The organism is Novosphingobium sp. PhB55, from assembly GCF_004368805.1.
In the GTDB taxonomy this organism is placed as follows: Bacteria; Pseudomonadota; Alphaproteobacteria; order Sphingomonadales; family Sphingomonadaceae; genus Novosphingobium.
Window position 1 is genome coordinate 630,039 of sequence record NZ_SODQ01000001.1, and the last position, 13,879, is coordinate 643,917.

Sequence of the window (13,879 nt, forward strand, 5' to 3'; positions counted from 1 at the left end):
CAGGCTCACATCCGTCGCATGCTCTCGATCCCCCGGCTGAACGCCTATCCGGCCGAAGCCATTGCCGAAGACTTTCGCAGCAGCTGGTAGGCCTCCACTACGCCCTGCAGCCGCTCGGCGTGGCTGTGGTCTCCGCCATTGTGATCGGGGTGATACTGCCGGAGCAACCGGGTATAGCGCAGGCGCAGGGTCTTGCTGTCGATGTCACCGTCCAGGCCCAGGAATTCCAGGGCGCGGCGCTCCTCCGGCGTGAAGCGGATGTTCTGCGGCTTCATGTCGGCCTGGCGCTGGCGGACATGGGCCCTCGCCCGTCCGCTGATCGCCTCCAGCGGGTCCGCGAAATCGGCCCACCGCGGCGTTCCGTCCACGCCGGCGTCCGGCCGGAAGGCACGGCTCTGCGCTTCCCAGCCATGAAGCGGCGACTGGGCACGGAAGATTTCCTCCGCGCTCATGCCGTCGAAATAGTCGTAGCCCGAATTGAACTCGCGAACGTGGTCGAGGCAGAACCAGCGATAGTCGCCCGGCCCGTCGAAACCCGGCAAACGAACGCCCGGCGCGCGAAACTCGCCCGCTTCCTCACATCCCGGCCAGTTGCATTCGCGTCCGCCGGATTCGACCCTGCCATGAAATCTAGAATGTCTCACCGGCTTCCAGATGGGATAAGCTGCGTCTAAATGGAAGACATGACCGGACCGATCGCACAGGAAATGCGGCAGCTTCTCGAAGCCGCCTTCGCCCCCACCCACCTCGCGGTAATCAATGATTCCGCCAGCCACGCCGGCCATATGGGCGACGATGGCACCGGCGAATCGCATTTCACCATCGAGATCGAGACCCCTGCTTTCACCGGCGTTTCCCGCCTCCAGCGCCAGCGTCTCGTCAATGCCGCGCTCGGCGACATTCCCGGAACGCGCGTCCATGCCCTTGCCATCAAGGCCCGCGCCCCAGGCGAATAACAAGCCGGGTCGTCAGACGCCCGTTATCCCCGGTTGCCCTTTGCGCAATGGCAGCCTAAATGCGCGCACCATGCCGACAACCCTGACATTCGCCGTGCCCAAGGGCCGAATCCTCGACGAGGCGCTGCCGCTGATGGCGCGCGCCGGCGTGGTGCCCGAGGCGGAATTCCACGACAAGAAGTCTCGCGCGCTCTCTTTCGCCTGCGAGAACAGCGACACGCGCCTGATCCGCGTGCGCGCTTTCGACGTGGCGACGTTCGTGGCCCATGGCGCGGCGCAAGTCGGGATCGTCGGCTCCGACGTGGTCGAGGAATTCGCCTACCCGGACCTCTACGCGCCGGTTGACCTCGATGTCGGACACTGCCGCCTCTCCGTGGCGGAGCGCGAAGGCGAAGTCGGGGGCGCGCTGCCGTCGCACTTGCGCGTCGCCAGCAAGTACCCGAACCTCACGCGCCGCCACTACGAAAAGCTGGGCGTGCAGGCCGAAGTCGTGAAGCTGAACGGCGCCATGGAACTGGCGCCGACGCTGGGACTGTCGAGCCGCATCGTCGATCTCGTTTCCACCGGGCGCACCCTGAAGGAAAACGGCCTTGTCGAGACCAGCCGCATCCTCGACATTTCGGCCCGCCTGATCGTCAATCGCGCAGCGCTCAAGACTGACGAGCGCGTGGCCGCACTGGTCGAACGCTTCCGCGCGCTGGTGGCCGAAAATGCCCGGACGCGCGAGGCGGCCGCCTGATGCTGCGGCTTTCCAGCAAGGACGCAGGCTTTGCCGAGGCGTTCCAGCGTGTCGTCGCCGACCGCCGCGAAAGCGCTGTCGATGTCGCGCGCGACGTGGCCGAGATCCTCTCCGCCGTGCGTGAGAACGGCGATGCGGCCCTGGCCGAATATACCGAACGTTTCGATGGCCACGACCTTGACGAGAGCGGCTGGCAGATCGATGCCGAGACCTGCCGCGCCGCCTTCGATGCGCTGGAGCCGACCCTGCGCGATGCGCTCGAACTGGCTGCCAACCGCATCCGCACCTATCACGCCGCCCAGCTCCCGGAAAACCGCGACTATACCGACGAAGCCGGCGTGCGCCTCGGCGCGATCTGGCGCGCGGTCGATGCCGCTGGGCTCTATGTGCCGGGCGGCCGCGCGGCCTATCCTTCCTCGATGCTGATGAACGCGATCCCCGCCAAAGTGGCCGGCGTCGAGCGTCTCGTAGTCGTCACCCCGACGCCGAAGGGCGAGGTCAATGCCCTGGTGCTCGCCGCCGCGCATCTCGCGGGCGTGGACGAGGTCTGGCGCGTGGGCGGTGCCCATGCCGTCGGCGCACTGGCCTATGGTACCGAGCGAATCGCCCCGGTCGATGTCATCACCGGCCCCGGCAATGCCTGGGTGGCCGAGGCCAAGCGCCAGCTCTACGGCGTCGTCGGCATCGACATGGTGGCCGGCCCCAGCGAAATCCTGGTGATTGCCGATGCGAAGAACGAACCGCGCCGGATTGCCGCCGACCTGCTGAGCCAGGCCGAGCACGACCCGACTTCGCAATCGATCCTCATCACCGACGACGCGGCCTTTGCCGATGCCGTGGCCGAGGCCGTGGAGCTCGAACTTTCCGCGCTCGCCACCCAGGCGACCGCCCGCCAGTCCTGGAACGAATACGGCGTCATCGTCGTCGTCGAGAGCCTGGAACAGGCGCCGATCCTGGCCGATGCGCTTGCCGCCGAGCATGTCGAGATCGCGACCGACGATCCCGAAAGCCTGTTCCGCAAGATCCGCCATGCCGGATCGGTATTCCTCGGCCGCATGACGCCCGAAGCCGTGGGCGACTATGTGGCCGGCCCGAACCACGTCCTGCCCACCGGGCGGCGCGCGCGCTTCGCCTCGGGCCTCTCGGTCCTCGATTTCATGAAGCGCACCAGCTTCATCCAGCTCGATCAGGCGGCGCTTGAGGCCATTGGCCCCGCCGCCGTCGCCCTTGCCGATGCGGAAGGGCTTCCTGCGCATGCGCGCTCCATTTCCATAAGGCTCGGCCAATGACGAATTATTCCAAGCAGGCCCGTGCGGCCGCCCGGCTCGCGGCCGTTCAGGCGCTCTACCAGTTCGAGATGGAAGCGACCCTGCTTCCCACGCTGCTGGACGAGTTCCACCGCCACCGCCTGGGTGCGGAAATCGACGAAGACCAGTACGCCAAGGCCGAAGTCGCGTTCTTCGACGACGTGGTGAAGGGCGTGATCGCCCGCCGCGACGAGATCGACGAACTGATCACCGGCAAGCTGGCCGAAGGCTGGGCGCTGCCCCGCCTCGACAAGACCATGCTGCAGATCCTGCGCGCCGGCGCCTACGAACTGATGGCCCGCCCGGACGTGCCCACCGCGGCCGCGATCAGCGAATATCTCGACGTGGCCCATGCCTTCTTCGACGCGCGCGAGGCGAAGTTCGTGAACGGCGTGCTCGATGCCGTGGCGAAGTCGGTCCGCTGACGCGCCGCGCTGCGTGTTTCGCGCGGCATGATCCTCAAGGCCTGATCTCGACAAGGGGCCCGGCGCGGCCCATGGTCTCAGCGTGAGCCGCGAATTCGCCTTCATCGACGCCTTGCGCGCCATTGCCGTCAGCCCCGCCGCGCGCGGGCTGGCGGACGATGCCGCCGTCCTCGAACTCGGCGGACAGAAGCTGGTCCTGACCATGGACACCCTGGTGGAGGCCGTGCATTTCCTGCCCGGCGATCCGCCCGAAGATGTCGCGTGGAAACTGGTGGCGGTCAACGCCTCGGACCTGGCCGCGAAAGGCGCCGAACCGCTCGGCTGCCTCAAGTCGCACGCTCTGGGCGAAGAGGACTGGGACCGCGCGTTCCTGGCCGGGCTGGAACTCGCCTGCCGGCATTTCCGGCTGCCGCTGCTCGGCGGCGACACCGTGCGCATGCCCAAGGGTTCGGCGCGCAGTTTTTCGCTCACTGCGCTCGGCCGCGGGCCGGAAGATTGCCCCGTGCCCTCGCGCAGCGGGGCGCAGGCGGGCGATCTGCTGTGGGTCAGCGGCACGCTCGGCGATTCCGGGCTCGGCCTGGAGTTGTTGACGTCGGGAAGCCGGGTCCAGACGCCCGAAGCCGGCTGGCTGATCGACCGGTACCACCGCCCCATGCCCGAGCCGGCGCTGGGCGTGGCGCTGGCACCCCTGACGACCGCCATGATGGACGTTTCCGACGGCCTGCTGGTGGATGCGCGGCGCATGGCCAAGGCCAGCGGCGTCTCGATCGTCATCACTGCCGACGACGTGCCGCTGTCCAGAGCGCTGGTCGCCACTGTCGGCGATGGTCTGGAACAGAGGCTCCAGGCCATGACGGCGGGCGACGACTACGTGTTGCTGTTCACCGCACCTGCCGTGAACAGCGCCTATGTGCGTGCGGCGGCCGCAGCGGCGGGCTCGCATGTCCGGCCGATCGGCGCCGTGGCAGAAGGCGCGGATATTGCGCTGGAGTGGCAGGGCCGGCCCACACCCCTGCCCGAGCGCTTGGGCTACCAGCATTGAGCGCCTCGTCGTACCTTGCGACGGAAACCTTACTAACCCGCCTTATCAAGGCGCTTGCCACTAGTCGAGCTTCCCTATAGCCCTAGTCGTATCGAGCGGGAAAACCCGTCGTTACATATTGGGAAAAGGGGGCGTTTTGTGAATCCAGTCACGATCGCAATTGTCCTGGGGCTTCTGGCCATTCTCTATGGCTTCGTCACCAGCCGCCAAGTGCTCGGCTCTCCAGCCGGCAACGAAAAGATGCAGGAAATCGCCGCCGCCATTCAGGAAGGCGCACAAGCCTACCTGAAGCGGCAGTATTCGACGATCGCGGTTGTCGGGATCGTCGTTGCACTGATCATCGTCGTCACGCTCGGGACCGTTTCGGCCGTGGGCTTCGTGATCGGCGCGATCCTTTCCGGTTTTGCCGGTTTCATCGGCATGAACATCTCGGTCCGCTCCAACGTGCGCACCGCGGCCGCCGCGCAGACCGGCCTGCAGCAGGGCCTGACCCTGGCTTTCCGTGCCGGTGCGATCACCGGCATGCTGGTGGCCGGCCTCGCGCTGCTCGCCATCGCCGTGTTCTACTGGTACCTCACCGGGCCGGGCGGACATACCGTGGGCGGAGAAGACCGCACCGTGGTCCAAGGTCTCACCGCCCTCGCCTTCGGCGCGTCCCTGATCTCGATCTTCGCCCGCCTCGGCGGCGGGATCTTCACCAAGGCGGCCGATGTCGGCGCCGACCTTGTCGGCAAGGTCGAAGCCGGCATCCCGGAAGACGATCCCCGCAATCCCGCCGTCATCGCCGACAACGTGGGCGACAACGTGGGCGACTGCGCCGGCATGGCTGCCGACCTGTTCGAGACTTACGTCGTCACCGTCGGCGCCACCATGGTGCTGACCGCCCTCCTCATGAAGGGCATCGACAATTTTTCCGGCCTGATGGCCCTGCCCCTGCTGATCGGCGGCGTCTGCATCGTCACCTCGATCATCGGCACATACTTCGTCCGCCTCGGCGGATCGCAGAACATCATGGGCGCCATGTACAAGGGCTTCCTTGTCACCGCCGTGCTCTCGGTGCCGGCCATCTGGTGGGCGATTGGCTATTCGCTCGGAGATATGAACGCCCTCATCGGCGAAACGGACTTCTCCGGCCGCACGCTGTTCTACTGCTCGCTGGTCGGGCTGGTCATCACCGGCGTCATCATCTGGATCACCGAATATTACACCGGCACCGGCTACCGGCCGGTCCGCTCCATCGCCAAGGCCTCGGAGACCGGCCACGGCACCAACGTCATTCAGGGACTTGCGATTAGCCTTGAGGCCACCGCACTGCCCACCCTGGTGATCGTCACCGGCATCATCGTGGCCTACCAGCTCGCGGGACTGCTCGGCATCGCCTATGCGGCTACCGCCATGCTGGCGCTGGCAGGCATGGTCGTCGCCCTGGACGCCTATGGCCCTGTCACCGACAATGCCGGCGGCATCGCCGAAATGGCCGGTCTGGACGACGCCGTGCGCGAGAAGACGGACGCGCTGGATGCGGTGGGCAACACCACCAAGGCCGTGACCAAGGGCTATGCAATCGGCTCGGCGGGCCTTGCCGCGTTGGTGCTCTTCGCGGCCTATACCAACGATCTTAGGGAGTTCTTCCCCGGCCTGAATGTCGATTTCAGCCTGGAGAATCCCTACGTCATCGTCGGGCTGCTGCTCGGCGCGCTACTGCCCTATCTGTTCGGGGCCATGGGCATGACCGCCGTGGGCCGCGCGGCCGGCGATGTGGTGGTGGACGTGCGCGAACAGTTCAAGGCCAATCCCGGCATCATGACTTACGAGTCCAAGCCCGATTACGCCCGGACCGTGGACCTCGTGACCAAGGCCGCGATCAAGGAGATGATCGTGCCCTCGCTGCTGCCGGTGCTGGCGCCGATCGTGGTCTACTTCGTGATCTCGGCGGTCGCGGGCACCGAAAACGGCTTCGCCGCGCTCGGCGCCTTGCTGCTGGGCGTGATCGTGGGCGGCCTGTTCGTGGCGCTCTCGATGACTTCGGGCGGCGGCGCCTGGGACAATGCGAAGAAATACATCGAGGACGGCCATCACGGCGGCAAGGGCTCCGAAGCTCACAAAGCCGCGGTGACCGGCGATACGGTCGGCGATCCCTACAAGGACACGGCCGGACCGGCGGTGAACCCGATGATCAAGATCACCAATATCGTTGCCCTGCTCCTGCTCGCCGCCCTGGCAGCAGGCTGAAAAACGACAAGACCCTGATGGCCGCTCCTGGCAGGCCCCGGCGGAGGTATCCGCCGGGGTTTTGGCATGGAAGGCGGCGTTAGCACTTCCTTGATGCCGGGGCGCTAGAGGCTGCTGAAGGATAAGCAGGCTCGCAAGCACCATGTTCGACCGCCAGGCCCATTCGGTTCGCAAGGACGCCGCTCCGGCGGCGGCGCCCGATTCGCTGCGCTGCGTCCCGTGGCGTGCGCTGGAGGCCGATATCGCCGCCTGGGACCGGCTCGCGCTGGAAGCGAGCGAGCCCAATCCCTTTTTCGAAAGCTGGTATCTCCTGCCCTCGCTGCGTCACCTCGCGCGCGGACAGGACGTGATGATCCTGCGGTTCGAGCGGGCCGGAGAGCTGGCCGGGCTTCTGCCGATCCTGCGAACACCCCGCTACTATCGCTGGCCGGTGCCGAACCTGACAAGCTGGCTTCACGACAACTGCTTCTGCGGCGTCCCGCTGGTGGCACGGGACGCGGAGACCGCGTTCTGGCGCGCGGTGCTGGACTGGGCGGATGGTCACGCGGGACAGGCGCTGTTCCTCCACTTGCGCGGCATTCCCGTCGACGGCCCCGTTCACGCCGCCCTTTCGGCGCTGCTTGCCGCAGAACCGCGCCGGTCCGAAGTGGTACACCGCGAGGAACGCGCCCTGCTCGCCTCGGACCTGACCGGCGACGCCTATCTGGAGGCCTCGCTATCGGGCAAGAAACGCAAGGAACTGCGCCGACAGGCCAGCCGCCTGGCGGAACTGGGCACCGTGGATGTCGAGCGACACTCCGGCGAGGACGGCCTGGCCGCATGGTGCGACGCCTTTCTCGCGCTGGAGGCTTCTGGCTGGAAGGGCAAGGCCGGATCGGCGCTGGCCAACCACCCTGAAACGACCGCCCTGCTGCGTGAAAGCCTGGAAGGCGCGGCCCGGCGGGGCCGACTCGAACGTCTCTCGCTCATGCTCGACGGCCGGCCCATCGCCATGCTGGCCAGCTTCCTGACCCCGCCGGGCGCCTATTCCTTCAAGACTGCTTTTGACGAAGGCTACTCCCGATATTCGCCGGGGGTCCTGCTCCAGCGCGAGAACCTGCGCGTGCTGGAGCGCGACGACATCGCCTGGACCGACAGCTGCGCCGCGGCCGACCACCCGATGATCGACCATCTCTGGCGCCAGCGCCGCACGGTCGCACGAATTTCGATCGCCATCGGCGGTCCCCTCCGCCGCCGCTTGTTCCGCCACTTCGTCCGCGCGGAAATCGCCCGCCGTCCCGCAGGAGGAAACCTGTGAACCTGTTTTCCAAGACCGGAGGCGCTGCCGTCTTCTCCGAAGAAGCGCGCGCCCGCTTTTCCGCCAATTACCCCGAAGTGCCGCACAAATTGACCCATGCCCTTGGCGAGCATCCGCTGATGGCGCTGGAAGCGCTTGCCGCCCTTGCGGAATCGCTGCCGGCCGGGTCGGTGGAGTACAATTTCGGCAACCAGCCGCTCGGCATCGACGGCAAGCCCGCGCCCACCGGCATCCCCATCGGCCGCACGATCCGTGAGATCGAGACGACCAATTCCTGGGCCGTCATCAAGAACATCGAACAGGACCCCGATTACGCCCGCCTTCTGGGCGAGCTGCTGGACGAGCTACGCCCCGCCATCGAGGCGAAAACCGGCCGCATGATGAAGCTTCAGGCCTTTGCCTTCGTGACTTCGGCGGGCGGCGTCACGCCCTATCACTTCGACCCCGAACACAACATCCTGCTGCAGGTGCGCGGCACCAAGGTCATGACCCAGTTCCCTGCCGGCGATCCCCGCTTCGCGCCGGACCGGGTCCACGAGACCTACCACACGGGCGGCGGCCGCGAACTCAAGTGGCACGACGACCTCCTGCCCGGAGGCACGGAGTTCGCCCTCAGCGCAGGCGAGGCGGTCTATGTCCCGGTCATGGCGCCCCATTTCGTGCGCAACGGCGGCGCGCCGTCGGTTTCCCTGTCGATCACCTGGCGTTCCGAATGGAGCTTTGCCGAGGCCGATGCGCGGGCCTTCAATGGCTGGCTGCGAGGGTTCGGCCTCTCGCCGGGACGAACGAAGCGCTGGCCCGCGCGGAACCGGATAAAGGCTTTCGGGTGGCGCGTGCTTCGCAGGTTCGGCAAATAAGGAAGAGGCAGGGGATCCAGGCCCCCCTGCCTCTCCTGTTCTCCGCACTGTCCGGCAGCGCGGGATGTCGCCATTGCGAGGGCCCGGGGGTCACCCCCCCCGGAATTGCGCCCCCTTACTTCGTCTTCTTCACCCAGGCCGCGACCTCGACGCGCTGGCGGGGACGATTGGCCAGACGCTCCTTGAGCCCGGTGAGCGCCTGCACCACCGGCTTGGCCTCATCCGCAGGAAGCGTTGCGGCATAAGCCTCGATCTTGCCGACCATGTCCGGGTTCGTGCTCGACGCGACGATGCGCGCGAAGAAGCGGGCGCGGCCGGAGTGCTCGATCAGCCCGTCGATCGCCTGCTGGTGCGCGCGAACGAAGTCGAACGTCATCTCCGGATGGGCGCGGCCGACCGTGGTGATGATCTGCGAGGCGCTGGTCGCATCGGGCGTGCCGGAAATGGCGAGCGCGAGAGCGTCCTTGGCGATCGCTTCGTCCCCGGCCATGCCAAGGTCCGTATAGTAGAGCTGGCGTTCCACGAAGCCGGTGGCCTTGGCGGCTTGCTGGCGCAGGAGATCCCAGTCGGCACGGTTGGCATTGGCCGCAGCCACGCTCAGCCAGGTGGCCTTCATAGGACCGTCAAGCGACTTGGGATCGGCGGCGAGCCCCTGAAGCCGGCGGCGCGCCTCGGCAACGACACGGGCGTCGCCGATCGTGCCGAGCGTGTCGATCAGCTGCGAGCGCAGCTTGGTGTCGGTAAGCGGCTCGCCTGCGACCGGGTCGAAGCCCAGCTTGTCCAGACGCGGCGCCCAGGTCTTCGAAATCCGCGCGGCGAGCCTGGACTTGACCTTGGCATCGTCGAGCAGGCCGTAGACGCCTTCCCACTGGCCGACGACTTTGCCCGAAAGCGTGGCATCGGCCGTCGCGGGTACGGCCGACAGCAGGCGCAGGCCCGCCGACATGTCCTGGTAACCCGCCAGCGACAGCGAGAGGTTGTCGCGCAGGAGGCCGTACTGGTCGATCGGCGCCAGCGACGCGAAACCGGAAACCAGCGCATCGAGCGCCTTGCCATCGTAGAGCGTCCGGTAATAGCCGAGCTGGCCCGCATTCACGAGCACGGCATCGCAGCTGTCCAGCGTGACGCTGTCGGTCCTGCCGGTCATGAGATGGCGCATGGGCTCCCCGTTTCCGGCGCGGATCAGCAGCGGCATGGGCCAGGTCGGCGTCTTGCCGCCGCGGGTCGAGGGATCGAGCGAGAAGGCGTCCTGCGTCAGGTCGAGGCGCGTCTTGCCGGCCGCGCAGGCGGATACCTTGACGCGCAGCAGCGGTACGCCCGGGGTATGGGTGAACGCCTCGGCGATCAGGTCCACGTCCTTGCCGCCCGCCGATTCCATGGCCGCCCAGAGGTCCTTGCTGACCGTGTTCGAATAGGCATGGCTGCGCATGTAGGTCTGCATGCCGGTGCGCCAGGTATCGGCGCCGACATAGTCCTCCAGCATCGAAATGACCGCCTGCCCCTTTTGGTAAGTGATCGAATCGAAGGCCTGCTCCATTTCGGAAACCGTGCGGACCTTCTGCACGACGGGGTGCGTGGTTGGCAGGGCGTCGAGCGCCATGGCGCCTTCGCGGCCGTCGATGCCGCCCAGCTTCCAGTTCCATTCCGGGTTGAAGTGATCGGTGACCTTGTCGGCCATCCAGCTGGCGAAGCCTTCGTTCAGCCAGATGTCGTCCCACCAGGCCATCGTCACGAGATCGCCGAACCACTGGTGCGCGGTTTCGTGCGCCTGCACGCTGTAGATGCTCTGCTTGCCGGAAGGGCTGGTGACGGCGGGATCGAGCAGCAGGATGCGCTCGAATGTCATGATCGCGCCCCAGTTCTCCATGGCGCCGAAGAACTGCGAGGAGCCGGGCGCGGCAATGTTGTCCAGCTTGGGCAGCGGGAACTTCACGCCGAAATAGTCGTCGAACCAGGGAAGGATCTGGGCGAGGCCGTCACGCGCGTAGTCGGCCTGAGCGCCGCTGCCCGCGGGCGAAATGATGCCCACGTCCACGCCGTCCGCCGCCTTTTTCGCGGTCCGCTCGAAATCGCCGACACCGAAGAACAGCAGGTAGGAACTCATTTTCGGAGTCGTGCCGAACGTGACGCGCTTGAGCCCGCCCGCCAGCATTTCCTGCCCCTTCACCGGCATGTTGCTGATCGCCATGCGGTCTGCGGGGACGACGGCGGAAAGGTCGAAGGTCGCCTTGTAGCTCGGCTCGTCGAAGCTGGGCACGAACCGGCGCGCGTCAGGCGCTTCGAACTGGGTGAACAGCCCGCGCACTTCGCCGCGGTTGCCCGCGCCGGTCCGCTTGTCGGGATAGTCGAGCGCGAAGAAGCCGGAGGGCTGAGTGCCGATCTTGCCGGCATAAGTCACATCGAGGCGGTATTTGCCGGGCGCGAGCGTCTTGCCGGCGGCGAAGCGCAAGGTCTGCGCGTTCTCGTCGGCGCTCGTCTGGAGCGGAAGGGCGACGCCATTGGCGGCGATCAGGCTGGCGGACGAGACCGCCAGGCCATTGCCGTGCAGCGTGAGCGCATCGGTGGCGGTGAAGACGGTGAGGTCGATCGAGGCGATGCCGCTGAAGGTCAGTGCCTTGGCATCGGGGGTCACTTCGATGCGGTAGTGGCTGGGCCGGGCATTGCGCGGCAGGTCGCTGGGGACGGTTTCGGCCAGCGGCACGGCCTCGCCCGAGGCGGCCGGAGGAACGGCGGCAGGTGCTGCGGCGAAGGCCCGCGCGGAAACGACAAGGGCAATCACGGCGCCGGCCGTGGCGAGATTACGCAAGGAAGAACGCATGAGGGGCTGAAGCTCCGGAAATCGGCTTTGTTGCGGATGCGCAGGGCTGCCCCCGCGCGCCAGCGGATGCGCGCGTCCTAGCGCGAACTTCGCCGCAGTGTCACGCGAGGCTCATGTCGTTCGTCGATGGGAGTCGGCTGTTGGTCCTTCGGCGCGGAGGGTAGAGCCGCGGCTATCGGCCTCCTTCGCAGCGCCCCGTCAGCCGTTCGGATGATAGAAATCGTAGATCGTCTGTGCCACCGCCGCGCTGACCCCGGGCGCGCGCTGAAGGTCGTCCAGGCTGGCGGCGCGCACTTTGCCTGCCGTGCCGAAGTGCAGCAGCAGCGCGCGCTTGCGGGCCGGGCCGATGCCGGGAATTTCGTCGAGCGGGCTGGCGGTGATCGCCCGGCTGCGCTTGGCGCGATGCGCGCCGATGACGAAGCGGTGAACCTCGTCGCGCAGGCGCTGGAGATGGAACAGCAGCGGCGAGTTGACCGGCAGCATCTTTTCGCGCCCGTCGGGGAAGTGGAATATCTCCCGCCCCTCGCGGCCGTGGTTCGGCCCCTTGGCGATGGCGATGAGGTTCACGTCCTCGATGCCGAGTTCCTCCAGCGCGTCCTTCACCGCGCTCATCTGGCCCTTGCCGCCGTCGATCAGCACGAGGTCGGGCCACATACCGCTCTCGCGTTCGGGGTCCTCTTCCTGCACGCGCCCGAAACGACGGGTCATGACTTCGCGCATCATCGCGAAATCGTCGTTGCTCTGGGCCTCGCGGATGTTGAACTTGCGGTACTGGCTGGTGAGGAAACCCTCAGGCCCGGCCACCACCATCGCGCCGACCGCCTTGCTGCCCTGGATATGCGAGTTGTCGTAGACTTCCACGCGCTGCGGCAGGTCCGGCAGTTCGAGGAATTCCGTCATCTCCCGCCAGATCTTGGCCTGCGAGCCGCGCTCGGCCATGCGGCGGTCCAGCGCCTCCACGGCATTGCGCACCGCCTGATCCATCAGGCGGCGGCGGCTGCCGCGCTGGGGCACCGATATCTCGACTTTGCCGCCCGCCAGTTCGCGGAAGGCCTCGGCCATGAGTTCGGCCTCGGGCAGATCGCGGTCGACCAGGATGGTGCGCGAGGGCGGCACTTCCTCGTAGAACTGGGCAAGGAAGCTCTGGAACACTTCCTCCTCGGACAGCCCTTCGGTATGGGTCGGGAAGAAGGCGCGGTGCCCCCAGTTCTGGCCGCCGCGGATGAAGAAGGCCTGCACGCCGATCTGGCCGTTCTTGCAGGCCATGGCGAAGATATCGGCACTGTCCATGCCCTCGGCATTGATCGCCTGGCTGCCCTGGATGAACGTGGCGGCGCGCAAGCGGTCGCGCAGCATGGCCGCGCGCTCGAAGTCCAGCGAGGCCGCGGCCTCGGCCATCTGGCTCTCGATCTTCCTCTGTACCGCGTTGGACTTGCCGCCAAGGAAGTCCTTGGCTTCCTTCACGAGTTCTCCGTAACCCGCCTCGTCGATCCGGCCGACGCAAGGCGCGGAGCAGCGCTTGATCTGGTAGAGCAGGCAGGGCCGGTCGCGCCGGGAGAAGAAGCTGTCGGTGCAGCTGCGCAGCAGGAACAGCTTCTGCAGGGCGTTGATCGTGGTGTTCACCGAACCGGCGCTGGCGAAGGGGCCGTAATAATTGCCCTTCATCTTGCGCGCGCCGCGGTGCTTCATGATGCGCGGGAATTCATGTTCGGACCGCAGCAGGATGAAGGGGAACGACTTGTCGTCGCGCAGCAGCACGTTGTAGGCGGGGCGAAAGCGCTTGATGAGCTGCGCTTCCAGCAGCAGCGCCTCGGCCTCGGAATTGGTGGTGACGATGGTCATGCTGCGCGTCTGGCTGACCATGCGCTGCAGGCGGCCGGGCAGCCGCTCCCACTGGGTATAGTTGGCGACCCGGTTCCTCAGCACCCGCGCCTTGCCGACATAGAGCACATCCCCGCGCGCATCCTGCATGCGGTAGACCCCGGGCTTGGCGGGCAGAGTCCGCAAGGTTTCCCGGATCGCCTCGACCCCCTGCTGGAGATCAGGCTGTTCGGAGCCGCGCAGGGTGAAAGTCGCCCGCTCCTCGTTGAAGCGTTCGGTGCCTTGGGGGTGTTCGGGAGTGCCGGCAGGTGTTCGCGCCATCAGGGCCAGATAGAGATTGAACGGCCGAAGGGGAAGCGGTCTGCGAAGGGGATTTCACCGTCGT

Annotated in this window: 11 protein-coding genes; 8 read left to right on the forward strand and 3 right to left on the reverse strand. The window is 66.8% G+C overall.

Annotation, left to right across the window (positions count from 1 at the left end; all coding sequences use genetic code 11):
* Positions 1 to 44: 44 nt before the first annotated feature.
* Positions 45 to 644, reverse strand: coding sequence for a J domain-containing protein (locus tag EDF57_RS03050; RefSeq protein WP_132263131.1), 600 nt, complete (start codon positions 642 to 644; stop codon positions 45 to 47).
* Positions 645 to 683: 39 nt separating this feature from the next.
* Between EDF57_RS03050 and EDF57_RS03055 the strand changes: the two genes are divergently transcribed.
* The 8 genes from EDF57_RS03055 to EDF57_RS03090 all read left to right on the forward strand — a co-directional run bounded on the left by EDF57_RS03055 (position 684) and on the right by EDF57_RS03090 (position 8,855).
* Positions 684 to 956: a BolA family protein gene (locus EDF57_RS03055; protein WP_207912811.1), complete on the forward strand. Its 273-nt coding sequence runs from the start codon at positions 684 to 686 to the stop codon at positions 954 to 956.
* A 70-nt stretch (positions 957 to 1,026) separates the two neighbouring features.
* Positions 1,027 to 1,695 (forward strand): ATP phosphoribosyltransferase, encoded by a 669-nt coding sequence (gene hisG, locus EDF57_RS03060; RefSeq protein WP_132263134.1) that lies wholly within the window; start codon positions 1,027 to 1,029, stop codon positions 1,693 to 1,695.
* The gene (hisD, locus tag EDF57_RS03065; protein WP_132263136.1) at positions 1,695 to 2,984 is read left to right on the forward strand and encodes a histidinol dehydrogenase; all 1,290 of its coding nucleotides are present in this window, start codon (positions 1,695 to 1,697) and stop codon (positions 2,982 to 2,984) included. The genes hisG and hisD overlap by 1 nt, the downstream gene beginning before the upstream one ends.
* On the forward strand, positions 2,981 to 3,427 hold the full coding sequence (gene nusB, locus EDF57_RS03070) for a transcription antitermination factor NusB (protein WP_134093033.1): 447 nt from the start codon (positions 2,981 to 2,983) through the stop codon (positions 3,425 to 3,427). The genes hisD and nusB overlap by 4 nt, the downstream gene beginning before the upstream one ends.
* A gap of 82 nt (positions 3,428 to 3,509) precedes the next feature.
* A complete protein-coding gene (thiL, locus tag EDF57_RS03075; RefSeq protein WP_134093034.1) occupies positions 3,510 to 4,469 on the forward strand; it encodes a thiamine-phosphate kinase in 960 nt (319 codons plus the stop codon).
* Between the two features lie 138 nt (positions 4,470 to 4,607).
* Complete coding sequence (locus tag EDF57_RS03080; protein ID WP_134093035.1) at positions 4,608 to 6,701, forward strand: sodium-translocating pyrophosphatase; 2,094 nt, start codon at positions 4,608 to 4,610, stop codon at positions 6,699 to 6,701.
* 142 nt (positions 6,702 to 6,843) lie between these two features.
* Positions 6,844 to 7,998, forward strand: a complete 1,155-nt coding sequence (locus tag EDF57_RS03085) for a GNAT family N-acetyltransferase (protein WP_134093036.1) — start codon at positions 6,844 to 6,846, stop codon at positions 7,996 to 7,998.
* Positions 7,995 to 8,855 (forward strand): transcriptional regulator, encoded by an 861-nt coding sequence (locus EDF57_RS03090; RefSeq protein ID WP_208324774.1) that lies wholly within the window; start codon positions 7,995 to 7,997, stop codon positions 8,853 to 8,855. The genes EDF57_RS03085 and EDF57_RS03090 overlap by 4 nt, the downstream gene beginning before the upstream one ends.
* Before the next feature lie 115 nt (positions 8,856 to 8,970).
* On the opposite strand, the gene EDF57_RS03095 is transcribed toward EDF57_RS03090, so the two are convergent.
* On the reverse strand, positions 8,971 to 11,673 hold the full coding sequence (locus EDF57_RS03095) for a M1 family metallopeptidase (protein WP_134093037.1): 2,703 nt from the start codon (positions 11,671 to 11,673) through the stop codon (positions 8,971 to 8,973).
* Positions 11,674 to 11,871: 198 nt separating this feature from the next.
* Positions 11,872 to 13,815 carry an excinuclease ABC subunit UvrC gene (gene uvrC, locus EDF57_RS03100; RefSeq protein ID WP_134093038.1) on the reverse strand — a complete coding sequence of 648 codons (1,944 nt, stop codon included), beginning with the start codon at positions 13,813 to 13,815 and terminating at the stop codon, positions 11,872 to 11,874.
* Between the last annotated feature and the right edge of the window lie 64 nt (positions 13,816 to 13,879).

Coding starts and splice junctions, on each gene's coding strand:
- EDF57_RS03095 (WP_134093037.1), bottom strand. CDS start 11,673: ATGCGTTCTTCCTTGCGTAATCTCGCCACGGCCGGCGCCGTGATTGCC.
- EDF57_RS03085 (WP_134093036.1), top strand. CDS start 6,844: ATGTTCGACCGCCAGGCCCATTCGGTTCGCAAGGACGCCGCTCCGGCG.
- nusB (WP_134093033.1), top strand. CDS start 2,981: ATGACGAATTATTCCAAGCAGGCCCGTGCGGCCGCCCGGCTCGCGGCC.
- hisD (WP_132263136.1), top strand. CDS start 1,695: ATGCTGCGGCTTTCCAGCAAGGACGCAGGCTTTGCCGAGGCGTTCCAG.
- hisG (WP_132263134.1), top strand. CDS start 1,027: ATGCCGACAACCCTGACATTCGCCGTGCCCAAGGGCCGAATCCTCGAC.
- uvrC (WP_134093038.1), bottom strand. CDS start 13,815: ATGGCGCGAACACCTGCCGGCACTCCCGAACACCCCCAAGGCACCGAA.
- EDF57_RS03055 (WP_207912811.1), top strand. CDS start 684: ATGACCGGACCGATCGCACAGGAAATGCGGCAGCTTCTCGAAGCCGCC.